The 19054-nt window shown below is 53.4% G+C and carries 16 protein-coding genes; 5 read left to right on the forward strand and 11 right to left on the reverse strand.

The genetic code is table 11. The features are described 5' to 3' along the window. Positions 1 to 55 precede the first annotated feature (55 nt). From rpsP to NTX59_03165, 8 genes are all read right to left on the reverse strand, one after another. A complete protein-coding gene (rpsP, locus tag NTX59_03130) occupies positions 56 to 334 on the reverse strand; it encodes a 30S ribosomal protein S16 (protein ID MCX5784660.1) in 279 nt (92 codons plus the stop codon). 108 nt (positions 335 to 442) lie between these two features. Then, positions 443 to 808 carry a response regulator gene (locus NTX59_03135; GenBank protein MCX5784661.1) on the reverse strand — a complete coding sequence of 122 codons (366 nt, stop codon included), beginning with the start codon at positions 806 to 808 and terminating at the stop codon, positions 443 to 445. Next, positions 790 to 1500, reverse strand: a complete 711-nt coding sequence (gene rpe, locus NTX59_03140; GenBank protein ID MCX5784662.1) for a ribulose-phosphate 3-epimerase — start codon at positions 1498 to 1500, stop codon at positions 790 to 792. The genes NTX59_03135 and rpe overlap by 19 nt, the downstream gene beginning before the upstream one ends. Then, complete coding sequence (locus tag NTX59_03145) at positions 1497 to 2504, reverse strand: PASTA domain-containing protein (protein MCX5784663.1); 1008 nt, start codon at positions 2502 to 2504, stop codon at positions 1497 to 1499. Before NTX59_03145 ends, rpe begins: the two co-directional genes overlap by 4 nt. Before the next feature lie 210 nt (positions 2505 to 2714). Further along, on the reverse strand, positions 2715 to 3689 hold the full coding sequence (fmt, locus tag NTX59_03150; protein ID MCX5784664.1) for a methionyl-tRNA formyltransferase: 975 nt from the start codon (positions 3687 to 3689) through the stop codon (positions 2715 to 2717). A gap of 46 nt (positions 3690 to 3735) precedes the next feature. Then, positions 3736 to 4311: a peptide deformylase gene (def, locus tag NTX59_03155; GenBank protein MCX5784665.1), complete on the reverse strand. Its 576-nt coding sequence runs from the start codon at positions 4309 to 4311 to the stop codon at positions 3736 to 3738. Positions 4312 to 4416: 105 nt separating this feature from the next. After that, positions 4417 to 6417: an APC family permease gene (locus NTX59_03160; GenBank protein MCX5784666.1), complete on the reverse strand. Its 2001-nt coding sequence runs from the start codon at positions 6415 to 6417 to the stop codon at positions 4417 to 4419. 69 nt (positions 6418 to 6486) lie between these two features. Further along, entirely contained in the window at positions 6487 to 6960 is a 474-nt protein-coding gene (locus NTX59_03165; GenBank protein MCX5784667.1) for a PTS sugar transporter subunit IIA, read from the reverse strand. Positions 6961 to 7064: 104 nt separating this feature from the next. On the opposite strand from NTX59_03165, the gene NTX59_03170 reads away from it, so the two are divergent. Further along, positions 7065 to 7901 carry a hypothetical protein gene (locus NTX59_03170; GenBank protein MCX5784668.1) on the forward strand — a complete coding sequence of 279 codons (837 nt, stop codon included), beginning with the start codon at positions 7065 to 7067 and terminating at the stop codon, positions 7899 to 7901. A gap of 25 nt (positions 7902 to 7926) precedes the next feature. After that, a complete protein-coding gene (locus NTX59_03175) occupies positions 7927 to 8730 on the forward strand; it encodes an inositol monophosphatase family protein (protein MCX5784669.1) in 804 nt (267 codons plus the stop codon). A 103-nt stretch (positions 8731 to 8833) separates the two neighbouring features. Here the strand turns inward: NTX59_03175 and NTX59_03180 are convergent, their stop codons facing one another. The 3 genes from NTX59_03180 to NTX59_03190 are packed head-to-tail and all read right to left on the reverse strand — an operon-like array spanning position 8834 to position 11723. Continuing rightward, entirely contained in the window at positions 8834 to 10348 is a 1515-nt protein-coding gene (locus NTX59_03180; protein ID MCX5784670.1) for a hypothetical protein, read from the reverse strand. Next, entirely contained in the window at positions 10345 to 10872 is a 528-nt protein-coding gene (locus NTX59_03185; protein ID MCX5784671.1) for a hypothetical protein, read from the reverse strand. The genes NTX59_03180 and NTX59_03185 overlap by 4 nt, the downstream gene beginning before the upstream one ends. An 11-nt stretch (positions 10873 to 10883) precedes the next feature. Further along, positions 10884 to 11723 carry an MBL fold metallo-hydrolase gene (locus NTX59_03190; GenBank protein MCX5784672.1) on the reverse strand — a complete coding sequence of 280 codons (840 nt, stop codon included), beginning with the start codon at positions 11721 to 11723 and terminating at the stop codon, positions 10884 to 10886. 98 nt (positions 11724 to 11821) lie between these two features. Here NTX59_03190 and NTX59_03195 point away from each other — a divergent pair, with 98 nt between their 5' ends. The 3 genes from NTX59_03195 to NTX59_03205 all read left to right on the forward strand — a co-directional run. After that, positions 11822 to 13528 carry a glycosyltransferase family 39 protein gene (locus NTX59_03195; GenBank protein MCX5784673.1) on the forward strand — a complete coding sequence of 569 codons (1707 nt, stop codon included), beginning with the start codon at positions 11822 to 11824 and terminating at the stop codon, positions 13526 to 13528. A 238-nt stretch (positions 13529 to 13766) separates the two neighbouring features. Next, positions 13767 to 18752, forward strand: coding sequence for a beta-ketoacyl synthase N-terminal-like domain-containing protein (locus NTX59_03200; protein MCX5784674.1), 4986 nt, complete (start codon positions 13767 to 13769; stop codon positions 18750 to 18752). Positions 18753 to 18832: 80 nt separating this feature from the next. After that, positions 18833 to 19054: phosphopantetheine-binding protein (locus tag NTX59_03205; GenBank protein ID MCX5784675.1), on the forward strand; the 222-nt coding region annotated here is incomplete at its 3' end.

The raw sequence follows: 19054 nt of genomic DNA on the forward strand, positions 1-19054 counted from the left end.
ATTGAACCCTTTTTAAGGGGTACCCGCCCTCATTAACGAAGGGAATCGCGCGGGCTTATTTTGGCTCTGCAACTGGAACAGCTTTCGCGGCCTTTTTAGCCTTTAAAAACAGCGAGCCTACGGTGTCGGAAGCCTTGGCTCCGTTCTTAATCCAACCCTCGTATTTTTCAATATTGACGGTGACTTTCTGTGCATCCTTGCCGGCTTTGGGATTATAATGGCCGATAACTTCTATGGGCTCGCCGTGCGGCCCGCGGGTTTTTTCTATGGCTACCATCCTGTAATGGGGCTGAGTTCTTTTTCCTATCCTTTGAAGCCTTAAAACTACCGCCATACTTTTCCTCCTTCTTACTCACGCAAAAAAACGGCACAATCGCTCCGGCAGCCTTAAAGCCGCCGTAAGAGCGTTTAGTACATTATATTATATTCGCCGGTTGCAGCGCTACCCTATCAGGGATTTTATATGAGCCAGCAGGCGGGTCCAGTCATAAGGCTTGTTCACATAGATATCGGCGCCGGCGGAAAAGGCGGTTTCCATATCTCCAACCAGTCTTTTGCCGGTAAGCACGATTATTTTTATACCCTTTGTGGCGGCGTCGTTCTTTATAAGTTCGCAAAGGGTATTCCCGTCTATGCGCGGCAGACCGATATCCACAAGCATAAGGTCGGGTTTTTCTTTTTTTGCCTGTTCCAGGCCGTCTTCACCGTCGTAGGCGATAAGCACCTTATAGCCACTGTTTTCAAGTCTTATTGAAAGCACCTTGGCTATAAGGTCTTCGTCCTCCACTATTAAAACTTTTTTTTGCATGTACACCCCCTGCTGAATTCAAAACGCAAACCCTTTAAAAAACCAGCCGGGTCACGCGCACCGAACACGGCGCTGCCCATTACAAGGGAGTCCGCCCCCGCTTTAACCGCGAGTTTCGCGGTGCGGGCGTTAATCCCGCCGTCAACCTGCAGCCATATTTTGCGCCCGGAGGTTTTTATGGCCCGCCGGGCCTCCGAAATTTTATTAAGCATGGCGGAGAGGAAGCTTTGGCCGCCGAAACCCGGCTCCACCGTCATGATAAGGATCAGATCCGCCGCCTCAAGAAAGGCGGCGGCCCGCTTAAAAGGCGTTTTAGGCCGCAACGCCACCCCGGCCGCCAGCCCCATGCTATGCACCCGCTTAAGGCAAAGCAGACTGTCTTCGGCCTCGGCATGAACCGTGATCAGCCGGGCGCCGGCGGCGGCAAAAGCGTCAATAAATTCAAGGGGACGCTCCACCATTAAATGCGCGTCCACGCCAAGGCTGGTGGATCGGGCCACCGCCCATGCCACGTCAGGTCCGAAACTCAGGTTGGGCACGAAATGTCCGTCCATTACGTCCACCTGCACCCAGTCTGCCGCGGCTTCTATTTTTTGCAGACATTTCTCCAAACGGGAGAAATCGGCTGACAGCACCGAAGGCACCAGAGATATTTCCCCGCAAGGGCGGGGGAACACGGGTTTTGTTGTCATTTTACGGGGCGCTCTTCCACCAGAATTCCGTTCACAAAAATCCTGATTTTTTCCGCGCCGGTCAAGGGCACGACAAGGTCAATTTTTGAGCCTGGATCCCGCAGGCCGTTAAAAATTTCCCGCTCTCCGCTGTGGCCGAGCGCCACAATGCGGATGTGACGCTGCGAACCGCTTTGTGAAACCTCGTAATGCACCCGGAACTCGCCGGCTCCGGAACCCTGGCCTTTTTTCGCGCTCACGGTAAGCGTAACTTTTGAATCCGCGGAAACCACGGTATCGGGAGCGGGAAGCTGGTCCACGATCGTGCCTGAAGGGAAAAATGAACTGCCATCCTCCACTATGTCAAAAGTGATTTTGGTTTCAGCCGACCACTGATAAGCGTCTTCGGTTTTTTTCTGTCTGAAATCCGGCATAATAATTATGCCGGCGGGCGGAGGGCCCGCCGATACCACCACCTGCACCATGGTATTCTTAGTAACGCTGGAATCCGATTTTGGGTCCTGGGAAAGCACAATACCCTTTTCCGCTTTCAAGGAATACGACTCGGGAGTCTCGCCAAGAAGCAGAGAGCGCTGGCGCAGCAGAAGCTCGGCGTTCCTGAGCGGCAGGCCTATAAGCGTGGGAACAAAAACGGATTCTCCGCCCTGGCTGAAAACGACTTTTACGATCTTGCCCTCCCGCACCGTGGCGCCCGAAGAGGGGACCTGGCGCAAAACCGTGCTTATGGGCACGGAGTCATTGAATTCGTAACCGGCTATCTTCATGGCCAGATTGTTCTCGCTGAGCAGCTGCAGGGCGTTCGACGCCGATTTTCCGCCGATATCGGGCACTATCACTTCCTTCCTGTTGTGGATAACAGTTTCCATGGTCCAGGAAAAAAGAAAATAGGTGAGCAAAAAAAGCACGAGCCCGACGCCTCCCACCCTGGCGACGAAACCGGCGCTTATCAGACGCTCTTTAGTGTCTTCAGGAGAGAGCTTGGCAACAGAATCTTTTAATACCACTTAGTTCTCCTTCTTGTCGCACCCCGCCCGCACTGCACAGCGTTCGGGGCGATTAACGCCGCCCTTTTTACGGTGGCGGGCGGTGCTCCCACAAGGAAGGGCGCTGCCCTCCTTGTGTTCACTCGCTATCTTCACTTCGTTCAGTCGCTCGTTAAACCTCCCGAGCAGTAATTCCTGAACAATACGGTAAACAACTGTCGTCCCATGCTGTCAGCGGCCCGGCGCCGGCAGCGCTATGGCGTCCCCGGGCTTAAGTCTTAGACCGTTTAGAAAATCAGAAGCTTTTTGGGGCTTTTTTCCCTCCGGCTGAACCTCTTCAATAAACAAGCTTGAGTCGCTACATTTTATAAAAAAACCCTTTCCCCTTTCAATCGCGGAAACGCAGCCGCTTGCGGCGTTCGCGGGTATAGCTGGCGGTTCGGGAGCCAGCTCCGCTTTGAGCACCTGTACCATAATGCGTTTTGAGCCGGCGGCGGCAAAAAACCTGGCCCTGGGCCCGCAGGCAAGGCCCCTTATCCTGTCATAATTTGTCTGGGCGCTAAGAGAAAAATCAAGCCAGGAATGTTCCGGAGTAAGGAGGGGGGCGTAAGACGGCAAGCCCGTCTGCGGTTTTTTTATCATTTCTCCCCCGGCGATATTTTCAAGCGCGCCTAAAAGCAGCCCTGAGCCCTCAACTTCAAGTCTGGCAAAAAGACTTTGGGCGTTATCGCGCGGATCTATCGGGATCTCTCTTGCGGCGCAGACCGGGCCCGTGTCAAGCCCCGAATCCAGCCAGAAAATAGTGACCCCTGTCCGGGTTTCGCCGTTGATGAGCGTCCACTGCACCGGCGCGGCTCCCCTGTATTTCGGCAACAGCGAGAAATGGACATTTAAAAAGCCAAGACGCGCCGCTCGCAGCGCATCCTCTTTTATAAGACGGCCGTAAGCCACCACCACGCACAGATCGGGCTTCAGGAGTTCAAGCGTCTCTTTAAGCTCCGCGTCCGAGCCGGGTTGGTAAGTTTTAAGGCAAAGCCGGTCCGCAGTGCCTTTAACCGGCGGGCAGCAAATTTTAAGGCCGCGGCCTTTGGCTCTGTCAGGCTGGGAAATAACGCCTAAAACATCATGCCCCGCCGCTGAAATATCTTTCAGAAAGCCGCAGGCGATGTCGGGGGTGCCCAGGAAGACGATTTGAAGTTTGGACATAGTTAGGGGCTAAGGGCTGGCGGTTAGCGGTTAGGGGAGGAGTTCCTTATTTTTCCACCCTATCCCCTGGCCTCTCGCCCCTGCCGTTTAGCTTGCTTTCGTCTATCTTTTTCCATTGCTTCTTTAACCTGAAGAGCGCCGGCTTTAACTTCAGCCGTGAGGCAAGCGACAGGCGGCTTATAAAAACAATGCCGTCCAGGTGGTCCAGTTCATGCTGGAGGGCCCGCGCAAAAAGCCCCTCCGCGTTTATTTCTATCGGCAGGCCCTTTTCATTAAGCGCCCTGATCTTAACCTTTGAAAATCGTTTGACCCGGACAAAAAGGCAGGGAAAAGAAAGACAGCCCTCCTCCTCATACATGGACCCGGAGCTTTCCACCATTTCAGGATTAATAAGAACGATATTCAAGTCCGCATTTCCCTCTTTTTTTATCTTTACCACCGCAAGACGCAGATCAAGGCCTATCTGGTTGGCGGCCAGTCCCAGACCTTTTACCGCGTCCATGGTTTCAAACATGTCCGAGAGCAAAGAGGGAAGCCCGCCTTTCAATTTGGCGAAGTCAACTTTATGCGTTTTCTTTTCAAGTATTTTTTCGCCGTATTTGCAGATTCGTCGTATAGGCATAAAAGAACTCCAGGGGCTAGGGGTATAAGAACAGGGGCTAGGGGCGAGAGGATAGGATAAGGAACTCCTTCCCTAACCCCTATTCACTATTCGCTAACCCCTGTCCTATGACAGCTGATAACTCATCTGCCGCCCTTCCCAGATAACCCTGGCGGTAACGGTTTTAGAGGCGCCCTCTGATCTCTTAAGCATACCCCAGGCCATAGCCAGTTTTTCAAGCTGCGTCTCGGCTCCGAAAGAGCCTGACACGCCCATTACTATTTCGTCCACCCCCGCGGCCTGGGCTATATGGGCTATAGAGTAGAACGGATCATTTGAAAACATAAAGAACGGCTTTACGGTCTTGCCGTATTTTTCGGCCATAAGCACCACGGCGCGGAAAAGTTCTTTATCGTCCTCGCCCATGGTCTCCTGGCCGGTTGCGATGCCGCGCGCGATCTTTGCGCTCAACACTATTATGTCCGTGGTTGCGTCGTCCACTGTTTCAAGCACGGTTTTTAAATGCAGAAGATTGTTGGGGTTTCTGGCCGGGATCAGCACGCACCGGGGCTTTTTGAGTTCAGGAATAATGGTGTTAATATCGGCCTCACAGCGCATATTCAACTTTTCTTCGGCATCTTCGTCCGGAGCATAAAGCTGAGCCTTTTTCTGATTCAGCTTTTCAGAAATATGGAAGATGGTAAAAAATGTCACAGTGAAAAGCACACCGCCGATGGTGGCGATTTTTTTTGTGAGCATGTTCATGCCGGTGGCGGCAAGCAATACCAGTAGTACCGCCGTAAGTCCGATGGGCACATAAACATTGTCCACTTTGATATTGCCCGGGAACATCCAGTCGCGCTTCTCGTCGCTCTTTTTAAAGCGAAGGATTATCATGGACGCCGTGTTGAAAGTCAGGCTCCAAAGCACGCCGAAAGCGTAAGCCTCGCCAAGCAGAAAAATGTCGCCTCCGGAAATAAGGATGATAAGGATCTGGGTTATAGCGATTATATTCGTTATGCGGTGAGTGGTGCCGTATTTATGGTGCAGATGCCGGAACCAGTCGTGCAGAATGCCGTCCTCCGCCACGCGGTTCAGCACGCCGTTGGAGCCGACGAAAGAGGTGTTGACCGCGCCCACAAGTATAAGCGCGCCCGAGAGCACCACCGCGGACTGCATAGCCAGCCTTGCCCAATAGGGGCCGGAAAGCTCGAACGCAAGGCCGCTCAGCAGATTATCGGAGTATTTTCCGGCTATCAGGTCCGGAGGGATGATAAGGGCCGCGACAAAGGTAAGAACTCCCGTGAAAAGCACGCTGTAAATAAAAATTGTCTTTACCGTTTTTTTCAGGTTTTTAACCTTCGGGTCCTCAATTTCACGGTAAACCTGGGCAAGAGTCTCTATCCCGCTCAAAGCAAGTATGGAATGGCCGAAAGCCATTATTATGCCGATAATCCCGGCAGTCTTAAGCCAGGGGAAATTTACGGTCCAGCCCAGAGCCTCCGGGCTGAATTGAGGCCGCAGCGGCGGAAGAGAAAAACCCCTGATATAAAGCGTGGTTCCCGCCCAGGCCATCAAAATTACGGCGACCACTGTTACGAAACCTATTATTTTGATATTGTTATCGGCGGATTCTTCCACGCCGCGGATATTTTCCCGCCAGAAATAAGCCGTTACCAGCACCGCGAAAAGCATCGCGCAGGCTCTTGAAGGCATTTGCCAGCCGATATTTACAAGCGGCATCAAATTTTCCAGCAGGCTGGCCAGGTAAAGTCCCGCGGTAACGGAACTTATGGGCCCGGTAAGCAGATAATCAAAAATAAGGGCCGAGACCGAGAGTTTGGCCATTACCTTGCCCATCGCCTCTTTGACCACCACATAAACCCCGCCGCGCACGAACATAATGCAGGATTCGGTGTAAACACCGAGCATTAGTCCGGCAAACAACATAACGCCCATTATGTACCAGGGAAAAGCGGGGCCAAAGGCCTTCGAAGCTATGCCGCCGGCGTAATAAGCGCTTGAGCCGAAATCGCAAAGCACTATGGAAGCGGCCTTCCAGAAAGAAATAAAGCTGAGCATGGCGGTGCTCAGCACAAAAACCTGTTTAAATTTGTTCGGGACCATAAAAGTTCTGTTCTTCAGTGATTATATATATTTTGACGGCGGGAAAGTATTTCTGCGAGGCTCACTAATTTAAGCGGCGCTTTTAAGCAGGTCGCAGACCGCCTCGGGTGAGCCGGTTGCAAGCAGGGTTTCAATGAAGGCGGGCTGGAAAATACGGGAAAGCTTTGAAAGCATATTAAGGTGTTTCTGAAAAAAAGCCGGTTTATTGGGGGACAACAGGAGCATGACCGCTTTTACCGTGAGCCCTGAGCTTTTATCCTGAAAACCGGCAGGCAGCAGGCCAAGCGCCATATAGAACCTGTCAATTTCAGTGAATTTGGCATGCGGGATGTAAAACCCGGTTTCAAGCACTTGGTTTAATCTTTCAACCTCAGCCACTTTCTGGGAAAGCATTTTGCCTGTAATGAGGGTTCCGAGCTGGGGATAAATTTTTTCAGTCAGGAAAGCCACGGCGCTTTCCCTTGAAAATTCGTCTTTGAGGAAGAACACATTTTCCGGATTTAGCAGGTAGGCAAAACTCACGCTGTCCAACTGTTTTATCATAGAGGGCGGCTACAAAGCTTCTGAAGTTATATGTTATCATTTATTCCGGCTCGCGGTCAATTTACAGCAGAAAATAGGGACTGGAGGTCAGGCTGGAAGAGCGGATGAGGAAGAAAAAGATGACGGATGATGAAGCCGCGGCGGCAGGTGTTGACAGAGGGGGTACCTGGACAAGGCTTTCCTGCGTTAACTCACGGGGAATTGAACTGCGCGGAACGCGTTTTCCCACCTCGGAACTGGGCCGGCTCGCAGCGCGGCTTGAAAAGGAATTCAAAAAATTAAAACTGAAAGCTGATCTGCCGCTTATAATAGCCACCAGGGGGGCGTTTTCAAAAAAATGGAAGAGAGATTTTTTGTTTAAAGCCGCCAGCGGGCGCTTTAACCTGCTGGATGTCATCTCCGACGCCGAGGCCGCCCATTTCGCCGCTTTCGGCGGAAAAGAGGGACTGCTTCTGATAGCGGGCACCGGCGCAGTGGCATTTTACAGGGATAGCGCGGCCAGGCTGATTAAAACAGGCGGCCATAACCCCGCGGGCGGCGACCCCGGCTCAGGCCGCTGGCTGGGGAGGCAATACCTGAAAAAGCTTAACAAGTCCCTTACCACAGGACTGAGCCATGGCCAGACCGCCGCTTATGCCGCAACGCTGATCGCCGCGGCGGAGAAAAAAGCGGGTTGGCAGCGCGAACTGGTATCGCGCGCCCAAAACAGTCTGGCCGGACTGATTATCAAAAGTCTGAAAACCTCTTCCCGGGCCAAAAAAGTTAAAGTCGTGCTGACCGGCGGCCTTATAAAAAACAAGTTTTTCAGAAGGGGGCTCGTACAAAGGGCAAGAAAGCGCGTGCCGGTGAAGCTTGTTTTCACCGTCCTGAAAACCACAGCCCAGACGGCCGCCGCGCGCATGGCGCTCAGGAAACAGCGCGCCATAGGCCATACGCCATAAGCCTGAAAAAAGGGCGGACAAAACCATGAAAGAATTATCGGTGCTTAACAAAGCCCTGGCGGAAGGCGGCAAAATACTTTCGGCTAAATTCGGCAAAGTCGGCTATCGTCTGAAAGGCCGGGCCAACCTGCTTACGGAAGCAGACCTGGCTTCGCAGGAAAAAGTGAAAGCGGTAATACGCTCCGCGTTTCCCAAAGACGGCTTCCTGGCCGAGGAAGACGAAACCCCGGACCTTTCCGCCAGGCGTATCTGGGTTATTGATCCGCTTGACGGTACCACCAATTACGCGCACGGATTCCCCGCCGCCGCGGTCTCCATAGCGCTTGCGGCCGGAGGCAAAATATTAGTTGGCGGAGTTTGCGACCCTTTCAGGCGGGAGGTGTTTACGGCCCGGCGCGGGGGCGGCGCTTTTCTTAACGGCAGGCGCCTTGCTGTTTCAAAAGTTCCTTTCCTTTCAAAAGCCCTTCTGGCAACCGGATTTGCCTATGACCGGGCCGAGAAAGCCGATTTTTACTGCTCTTTTTTTTCGGACTTCATGAAGCTCTCTCACGATGTGCGGCGCATGGGAGCGGCCTCGCTTGACCTGGCGTGGCTCGCCGCGGGCCGCACCGACGGATACTGGGAATTCGGCCTTAAGTCCTGGGACGTGGCGGCGGGCAAACTTTTGGTGGAGGAGGCGGGCGGGCGGGTGAGCGATTTTTCAGGCGGGCCCTGGAAGGAACTTGCGGCCTACGGCTCACAAACGCTGGCTACCAACGGTTTTTTGCACGCGGAAATGCTCAGGCGGATAACCCGAATCCTGAAATCAGAACAGATTCCTATACTGTAATCAGGGAAACAAAAAAGCACAGGATTCTCCGCGGCAACGGGTCGGGAATTTCCAGCACCCCTTCCCAACGGCTGAGGTGACACCGCATGGCGGTTTCCCCTGCCTATGGCGCCGGCCGCGACTGAGGATCGCTTTCTGTATCCCCTGTGCTGAAAAGGTCCGCAACGAGTTCTCTGGCAGCCTGCCTGAAAAAATATTCCTCATCCGCTCCAGTCTTTGCCGAACGCAAAATCTTGCCGCTTGAAACTTCCACTACCTTTGCCGTAAACAGATATTTTTCAGCCTCCTTTGAGACAATACCTGAAACGGCCAGTTCGGCCCCGGCCAGGCGGCCAAGTTCTCCGGCGGCGGAATCTTCGGAAAACCCCGCGTAGGCTATCTTTTTTTCAGCCAGTATAAAGTCAAGTTTCTGGCGTTCGATTATTTCAAAAGCGTCCGTAAGAACAAGCTCGGCTTCAAAAAGATTCCTGAACACTTCCGCCTGAGTCTCAGTAACGCCGGTCCCGTTTTCAAAAGGAGCCACGACAATAGTGGCGTTTTCGGACACCGGTTTTTGATCGGCGGCCTTAGCCGTTTTTACTCCTGAAAATCGCCAGGAAATTTCAGTCCTGTGGGTGGAGCCAAGCTCTCCGTAAGGAACAAAGGCGTAATCGAATTCCAAAGCGCCCAGTTTCAGGCCGAAACCGCCGGCAAAAGTCCCGAGAGCGCCGAGGTCGGAATAATTTTTAAAATTCACGCCGCCGCGCACAACAAGGCCGGAAACACCGGCCTGCCGCGGGCCTCTGGCGCTGTCCGCGGCTGAGACACCGGCCTGCCGCTCCTTCCCGACGGCTGAGGAGGAAGGCGGAGTAAAAACCAAAAACCATTCGCCGGCTATTATCATGTAGGGTGAATGGTCGCACGGCAGGCGCCCCTCAAGCAAAATATCAAAATTAGGAGTATACTTCCGTTTCAGGCCGCCGCCAAGCTCAAGCGGAAGAGGAGCCCGTTCAGAACCAAGTCTCAGCGGGGCGCCGACATTCCTGACGGCAAGCGAAAATTCAGTTTTGGCACGCCCCTGCTCCCTGAAAATCAAACCGGCGTCAAACGCCACGGAAGCGGCGGAGGCCTCGGCCAATTTTGATTTAATAAACTTAACCCCAAAGCCGAAATCGGTCAAGCCATAACGGTGCGCGAAAGCCGCGCCTAAAGCCGAATCATAGGCCGGAAATCCCCCAAGCGGATCTCCCATCGCGTTATATTTTCCCATCCCCGGAGAAGAATTGTTATAAAGCGCGCCCGCGGCGAACGCGCCATATCGCGAACCCCTTACAAGAGAAGCTCCGGTACGGTAAGAGCCTTCAAGCAGGCTTTCATAATCAAGTGAGGCTGAAACCAGTCCTTTTGGCGCGTAAGCGAGCCCCGCCGGATTGCAGAAAAAAGACTGCGGACCGTTCTGCGTAAGGCAGGCGCCGGCCAGCCCTTCAAAGCGCGCCGAGGGAGGGGTTTTAAGGAAAGACGCCGAGGTAAGCCCGCGCGAATCGTTTCCAAAAGACTTTTCGGGCAGCAAAGCTCCAAAGACCGAAGCGCGGCCGGATAAAAACGCGGCGGCGCAAAGCAGGCAAATCCTTATTTTCACTTTTTTATATCGGACAGCAGGTATTCTATTCTCGCCTTTATTTTTTCTTTGTCCAGCGATTCCAGGTCGGAGAGGATATCTTCCAAAAATTTGGCGGTAAAATCGTTGTTGCCCTTGCCCTTTGAAACAGAGGCTTCAATATTTTTAAGCCGCGCGTCCAGGCTGGAAAGCCCCTCATAAATGCCTTTCACGAAAGCTTCGGCCATGTTGGCGTCCGAGCCGCCGCGGGCGTCAGGTCCGGCGCCAGGCAAAGGGGCCGGCTGTTCCTCGGTCGCGGACGGTCCGCCTAAGGCGGAGCCGGCCGGGATCTCGGACTGTTGGGCGGACGGGATTTCAGGCTCGGACTCAGGCCCGGGCAAGTCAGCCGACGGTTCCCCGTCAGGGACTTCGTCAAACGCGTCTGAATTTTTCAATTCAACATAGCGCCTTATGGAGTAAACGAGAAAAAAAAGCGAGGCCGCAAAAACCGCCGCGGCGGCGTAAAACACAGGGTCCAGCCAAACGGTGTAAATGTTGAATTTCATAGAAAATTACTCTACAGTTTTATCTCCTGCCCTTCCCTTACGGCGAAGCATTTAGTCTTTGAACCGCTGGCTTTGAATATTTTAGTACATTCGTCCACGGCGGCGTCTATTTCCGGATCGCTGCGATCCTGGTTATGATGAAAAAGCCCCAGAACCGAAACGCCGGCCGCCAGCGCCAGGTCTACGGCCTGGCGGTAAGTGGAATGTCCCCAGGTTTTCCTGCGCGGATATTCCTGGTCCGTATAATCGGCGTCATGCACCAACAGATCAGCTCCGCGGCAGAAATCGGCGTAATTTTGCGGAGCAAGTCCGCCGGGATGAATAAAGCCCAGTTCATTGTCCGTCAGGAACACGAAAGAGCGTCCGCCCTCAAAGAACCTATAGCCCAGGCCGCGATTGGGATGGCTCAATTCCACCGGCATAACCTTGATATTCCCCAGGTCGCAGCCGGCCTCGAACACTGAATCAAACTCAAATTTAGCCTCGATCTCCTCAAATTTAACGGGGAAACCGGGGGGCTGCATGGTTTTAGCGATGATCTCCCGCACGGCGTCCGAGGAGAAAGTACAGCCCAATATCCGTATTCTGGTTTTTTTGCTGTAAATCGGCGCGAAAAAGGGAAAACCTATGACATGGTCCCAGTGGGAATGGGTAAAAAGCATGGTAAATTCATTATGGGGGTTTTTCAGCAGCTCTTTGCCCAGCAGACGTATGCCCGAACCGGCATCCACAATAATCAGCTCGTCCTTTTGCGATCGCAACTCAAGACAGGTGGTGCTGCCGCCGTACTTTAAATATTTTTTTCCGCACACAGGGATGCTGCCCCTGGCGCCCCAAAATTTAATTTTCATCACGCCTCCGTATATATCTTAATACAAAATGAAAAAAAATACAATTATGCGCATTTGCTTTGGCGCCGTTTCCTTAATATAATTCTCACCAGACTACCATGCCCGGAAAATCCGATTACATAGCGCCTGTTTTGTTCCTTGCCATAGCGTTGTCGCTGTCGCCCTGGGCGTATAATTTTCCGCTCAATGACGACTGGGCCTACGCTGCCGGGGTAAAACATTTTATTGAACAGGGCCGGTTCATGCTTTGCGACTGGGCGTCCGCCACCCAGTTGCTTCACATTCTTTCCGGCGTCCTTTGCGCGAAAATTTTCGGCTTCAGTTTCGCGGCGCTCAGGGTGCAGACCATATTGTTCGCCGCGGCGGGCGTGTTTGTTTTTTCAAAGCTGCTGGACGAATTTGACATAGGGCCGTTCGAGAAACTGGCGGCGGCGCTTGCCCTGTCGCTTAACCCTGTTTACCTGGTGTCGGCCAATTCTTTCATGACGGACACGCCCTACTTCTTTTTCATGCTGCTCGCGGTCTACTTCGGCGCTCTTTACCTTAAAACAGGGCGGGAGCGGCATCTTTTGTGGCTGGCGTTTTTTTCGGCCGCGGCCTTCCTCATACGGCAGCTCGCCGTGGCAATGCCGCTCGCGCTCAGCGCCGCGCTTCTTTTTGAAGGCCGTCTTAAAATTTCCCGCCTGCTTAAGATCTGGGTTCTGCCCGCGGCGGCCATGGCCGGTTACTTTCTGTGGTTTAAATATATTCACGGCCCCACGTGGGCCTCTGAAAACTATGTTTTGCTGTCAACGCTCAAGCACATTTCAAACCCCTCGATTTTCATTTCAGACTCCTTATACCGCGTGTTTTCAGTAATGATGGAGACCGGCCTGCTGCTGCTGCCCATGGCCGCCGGCCTTTTTATAAATTATTTCCAGGTCAAATCCCAAAAGGGACTGCGTAAAGAGGCGGGCTGGATCTTTAAGTCAGGGCCCTGGCTCGCACTGACGGCCTTCGGCATTTTTACAGCTTTTAACGGCGCTCTTCCCTACCTTGAAAACACCATAAACCGGAGCGGCTTCGGAGCGCTGACGCTTTCCGGCGCCGGTTTCAAGCCCTCCGGTTTTTTTTCAAGCGATATATTCTGGTTTTCCATGACGGGGCTGGCCGCCGTTTCAGCGTCGCTGCTTGTATGCGCCTCCTGCTTTGCGCTGCGCTTTTCCAGCCCGGCGCTGCGCTTTCTCTTTTTCTGCGCCGCCTTCCACCTGGCGATTTCGCTTGCCGGAGCGAAGTTTTTTGACCGGTACCTGCTGACGATGCTGCCCTGGTTCACCCTTTCAGCCGTTGTAGCGGCTAAAAAGATGCTCCCGTCGCCAGCCTCGGGACCTAAAGGGCGTTCCGCCGTCAAGCTGCCCGGCGGCTCCGCCATAACCGCAAGCGGCAACTCTAAGTTTTTTACGCCCGTAGTGGCCGTAACGCTTGCGCTGGCGGCTCTGGTAAGCTGGGCGGGGGTGAAAGATTACCTTTCCTGGAATGGAGCGAAGTGGGAACTGGCCGCAAGGCCCCGCGCCGGCCTCAAACCGGAGGAAATTGTAAACGGCTTTGACTATGAGGCCTGGTTCACCTATGATAAAAACATGGCCTACCTGAAAACCATGAAACCTCTTAAAATGATAGACGAATGGGAATGGCAAAAGATGAACAATTACAAGGCCATTGTGTCTTTCAGCCAGGACCCTCGTTTTGAAACCATAGACAAGATCGAATACACCACCCCCCTGTCCTCAAAAAAAGGCGTCCTTTACCTGTTGCGCTTTCAGTAATTCGGGTGTTTATAACGGGTTTATATATACAACTGACCGGCATAATGCGTGCTTCCGCCTTGACCGCGGGCAGCCTGAGCCTGCCGCCGTTTCAAAATCATTTTTCAAAAGCGCGTCTAAATTTATGGATTAATGCGCCGCTTTTTAATATAATGGGTTTATGACATTAACTTGTCGCTGACCGATTTTATTCCTTCAGCGTTCCGTTTTAAAATCAACAAACACGAGGTAAACTAAAATGAACGATGAAAAGATAGCAATTATAGGTTTGGGCATAATAGCGCCCAAAGCCATGAATAAAGATGAATTTTGGAAAAATGTACTTGAAGGCCGCAACTGCCTGAGCGAAGTGCCGGCCGACCGCTGGGACTGGAAGCTATACTACAGCGAAGACCATAAAGCCCAGGACAAGACCTATTCAAAGATAGGCGGCTTTATCGAGGGTTTCAAATTTAACTCTATAAAGTACAAAATTCCGCCGCAGACCGCCGACCAGATCTCCCGCCTGCAGCAGATGACCATAGAAGCCACCAGAATGGCCCTTGAAGATTCCGGCTACGATAAGAAGCCTTTCGACCCCAGAAAAGCCGCGGCCGTTATAGGCAACGCCATGGGCGCCATGCGCAAAGAGTTCACGGATCTGCGCGTTTACAAGTTCTACAACGAAGACCTGCTTAAGAAAACCGCTACCTTCGCCGCCCTTGACGGTAAAAAGCGCGAAGCCATGATCAGCGAGTACGAAGCGGGCATAGACAGGGATATCCTTAAAATAACCGAAGACACCATGCCGGGAGAACTGTCGAACGTAACGGCCGGGCGCATAGCCAATGTTTTCAACCTCAACGGCCCGAGCATGACCCTGGACGCGGCCTGCGCCTCGTCTCTGGCTGCGCTGGATTATTGCGTGCTGGGCCTTCGAGCCGGCAAGTTCGATATGGCGGTGGCGGGGGGAGCGGATGAAATGATGTCCCCGGCGGCTTTCGTTAAATTCTGCAAGATAGGGGCGCTTTCCGCCGACGGCTCCTGGACCTTCGACGAAAGGGCGAACGGCTTCGTGATGGCCGAGGCGGTTTCCATATACATTCTTAAACGCCTCTCCGACGCCGTGCGCGACGGGGACAAGATATACGCTTTGATAAACTCAGTAGGCGCAGCCTCCGACGGAAAGGGCAAGGGCATAACAGCGCCCAATCCCAAAGGCCAGCGCATGGCCATAGAAAACGCTTTCTCCCAGGTTGACTACTCCCCGGCAGAGGTGGACATGGTCGAGGCGCACGGCACCGCCACCAAGGTGGGCGACGCCGCCGAAGTACAGGTGCTTAAGGAAGTGTTCGGGCCGCATATGGACGGTTCGAAGAAAATAGGCCTTACTTCCATTAAATCCCAGATCGGCCACGCGAAAGCGGCGGCTGGCGCTGTAGGCGTGGCAAAAACGGCCCTGGCGCTTTATAATAAAATCCTTCCGCCCTCCATTAATTGTGTAAACCCCAATCCCGGCATAGACCAGAACCTGTTCAGGGTAATTACGAAAGCCGAGGAATGGAAAAAGCAGGGGACGCGCAGGGCCGATGTGTCCTCTTTCGGTTTCGGCGGCACGAATTTCCATGTGACCATGGAAGAATACACCGGTCCCGGCCATCAGCTCTGCATAAAAGCCGGGGCTGAAAAAGAAAGCTCCGCCGTTGAAATACGGGAAAACCCGAAAATTCCGTTCGCGAACCTGCAGGGAGAGGCCGTAATCTTCACGGCACCTTCGCAAAAAGGCGCGATAGATCAGGCGAAAGAGTTTGCCGCCTCGGTTGTTTCAAAATGGCCCGAAGCGTTCCCGCTGGTAAAATCCGCGCAGCCCCTCGCGGAAAAACCGCGCGAGGCCTGGGGCGTTTCCATAGTGGCCAAATCGCCCGCCGACCTGAAGGAAAAAATAGCCTTTCTGGAGAAAAACGCCAAAGAAGCGACCTGGACGACCCCGCCGCTTAATTTTAAATTGAAAGGCGTGTACACCTTTAAGACCGGAAAGAATACCGCTAAAACCGGATTCCTTTTCCCGGGACAGGGTTCGCAGTATGTGGACATGATGAGGGATCTGGCCGGCAAATATAAAATAGTGCAGGACACCTTCGACGAAGCCGACGTCATTCTTCAGAAAATGATAGACGTGCGCCTTACCGAAGTGCTCTGGTCAAAGCCGGGGGAATCAAAAGAAGAACTGGAAAAACGCGAAGCCTCGATAAAACAGACGCAACTGACGCAACCCGCCATGATGACGGCGGACATCGCCATGTTCCGCCTTTTAGGACAATTCGGCATAAAGCCCGACATGGCCATCGGCCACAGCCTCGGGGAATACGCCGCAGCCACAGCCGCCGGCATTTTCACCTTTGAAAACGGCCTGCGCGCCGTTACCAGCCGCGCGAAAGAAATGTCCAAAGTGAAGGTAAAAGATCCGGGCAAGATGGCCTCGGTGGCCTGGCCCTACGAGAAGGTGGAACAGGAACTTAAGAAAATAAAAGGCTATGTTATATGCGCCAACAAAAACTGTCCGCTGCAGACCGTTATAGCGGGGCAGAAGGAGTCCGTTGAGCAGGCTATAGAGCTGTTCACTTCGCTTGGCGTGCAGGCGCAGGAAATAGCTGTTTCACACGCTTTCCACTCAACCATTATCGAGCCCGCCATGGGCCCGTACAGGAAGTTCCTTGAAGGCATACCGATATCGCCCTCCGCGATACCGATACTTTCGAATGTGACGGCGGACTACTTCCCCACGGATAGCCAGGGCGTTTACGATATGCTGATCAAGCAGATGGTGAGCCCGGTGGAATTTATAAAACAGCTTGAGCGGATGTACGCCGACGGCGTGCGCGCTTTCATAGAATGCGGCCCCAAGCGCGTGCTCAGCGCGTTTGCCACCTCCACCTTTAAAGACAAAACCGATGTCACCATACTTTCCTCAAACCATCCGAAGCGCGGCGGTATAACGGAATTCAACGACCTGCTGGCGAACATGACGGCGCTGGGTATTCCGGTAAACTGGGGAGGGAAACTGCCGGTAAAGGGCGGGGATTTCTTCAACCCGTATTACCAGAACTGGGCGGTTCAGGGGCAGCGAACAGCGAATAGCGAACAGCGAATAGAGGTCGGTGGCAGTTCTTCAGCCTTAAGCCTTAAGCCTTCAGCCCTCAGTTCCCGGATTGAGGCGCTGGGCATTAATTTGAACGACATCGCTTTCTCCGGCATTGCGGCCGGCACGCCCGGCACCTGGGACAAGCTTTTCAGGGAACATAATCTTGATGAAATCCTTGAAGGCCGCAACATGATAGAACCCATACCGGCTGAATGGCGCTTGAAGCAGATTGAAAAAAATATTATACGCATAGTAAAATCCCCGGACGGCAACCACAGAATAGAAAAAATAGACTCTGTCGACGAGGCGATAAAACTTTCCGCCAGAAAAGGCGTTTTTGATCTGGAAAAAGAATTCGGCGTGCCCAAAAACATAGCCAAGGCCATGGATAGCACTTTCAAAATGGCCCTTGGCGCGGGAGTGCTTGCGCTTAAAGACGCGGGGCTGCCTCTTATCCACTATTACAAAAAAACCACCACAGGCGGCTGGCTGCCTGAGAAATGGGCGTTGCCTGAACCTCTGGCGTCGGAAACGGGCGTTATATTCGCGTCCGCTTTCCCTGTAATGGAATCGCTTATCAATGAAGTATCCTCCTACTTCATGGACAGGTACGCCGGAAAATCCCCCGCCGATATGTGGGAAGTTTATGACTCCATAATTTCCAGGCTGAGCAGCAAGGAAGACAAGCAATCCCTCAGGCAATGGATGCAGCAGAATTTTAAGCCGCATCACACGGGGGAGAAAAAGGACGCCTACGCCTTCAGCCAGAACTTTCTGCTTAAAGTAATACCGATAGGCGACAGCCAGTTCGCACAATGGGTAGGGGCTAAAGGCCCGTCCACGCACATCAGCGCGGCCTGCGCAAGCACCACCCAGGCGGTGCACATAGCCGAGTCGTGGATACGCGCCGGCAAAGCGAAGCGCATAGTGATAATAGCCGCCGACGACATAACAAATGAAATCGTGAACGAGTGGAGCCTGCCCGGCTTTCTGGCTTCAGGCACCGCGACCACAAAGGAAAATATCGCCGAAGCCGCGCTCCCCTTCGATAAGCGGCGCCACGGCCTGATAGTGGGTTCTGCCGCGGTGGCGCTTGTAATTGAAGACGAAACCCTGGTACGCGCGCGCGGCATGAAGCCGCTTGCGCGCCTGCTGCTTTCCGAGAGCGCCAACAGCGCCTTCCACGTAACCCGGCTTGACACCAGCCATGTGGCTTCCATCATGGAAAAATTCGTGGCCAAAATTGAGCGTCTCTACGGCCTGGACAAGAACCAGATAGCCGCGAAAACGCTCTTCATGTCGCATGAAACCTACACCCCGGCCAGGGGCGGCAGCGCGTCCGCCGAAGTGAAGGCCCTTAAACAGGCTTTCGGCTCCGCCGCCGACAAAGTGGTGGTAAGCAATGTAAAAGGCTTTACCGGCCACACCATGGGGGCCAGCCTTGAGGACGCCGTGGCCATAAGAGCTCTCAACACCGGCATTGTCCCGCCTATCGCCAATTACAAGGAACCGGATCCGGAACTCTCCGGCATAAATCTTTCCAAAGGCGGAAAATACGACCTGGAATATGCCCTGCGTTTCGCGGCCGGTTTCGGCTCCCACATGGCTATGTCCTTCACACAGCGCACTTATAAAGTTGGGGAGGCCCGGATCGAAGATAATGACCTTCACCGGCGCTGGCTAAGCGAGATTTCAGGCGACACCGCGCCTGAGCTTGAAGTGGTATTCAATACCCTGCGCATTAAAGACAAAAAAGCAGTGGCTAGAGGCGAGGGTTTAGTGGTTAAGGCAGCAGCCCAACCGGAACCGAAGCCACAGACGGTTCAGGTTCCTTTATCTGTCAGCCGCCCAGCCACCCAGCCTTCAGGTATCAGCGAAGAATCCGTGAAAGCGGAAATTCTGCACATGATCACCGAGAAAACCGGCTATCCGAAAGATATGCTGGAGCTGGACCTGGACATGGAAGCCGACCTCGGCATTGACACCGTCAAGCAGGCCGAGCTTTTTGCCGCCATACGCGAGCACTATTCCATCCCAAGGCGCGACAATGTGGCCCTTAAAGACTATCCGACTATTCCATACGCCATACGCCAGAAGCCGTAAGCCATGGAGAAGCCGTAGGCCATACGCCTGAGGCTATAAGCCATAAGGAAACTCCTAAAGAAGCATATGGCGTAAAGCCTATGGCGTCCGGCAATTTCAGCGAGGACGCAGTCCGAACTGAAATTCTTAACATGATCACCGAGAAAACCGGCTATCCGAAGGATATGCTGGAGCTGGACCTGGACATGGAAGCCGACCTCGGCATTGACACCGTCAAGCAGGCCGAGCTTTTTGCCGCCATACGCGAGCACTATTCCATCCCAAGGCGCGACAATGTGGCCCTTAAAGACTATCCGACTATT

Source organism: Elusimicrobiota bacterium, assembly GCA_026388155.1.
Classification (GTDB): Bacteria; Elusimicrobiota; Elusimicrobia; order Elusimicrobiales; family UBA9959; genus UBA9634.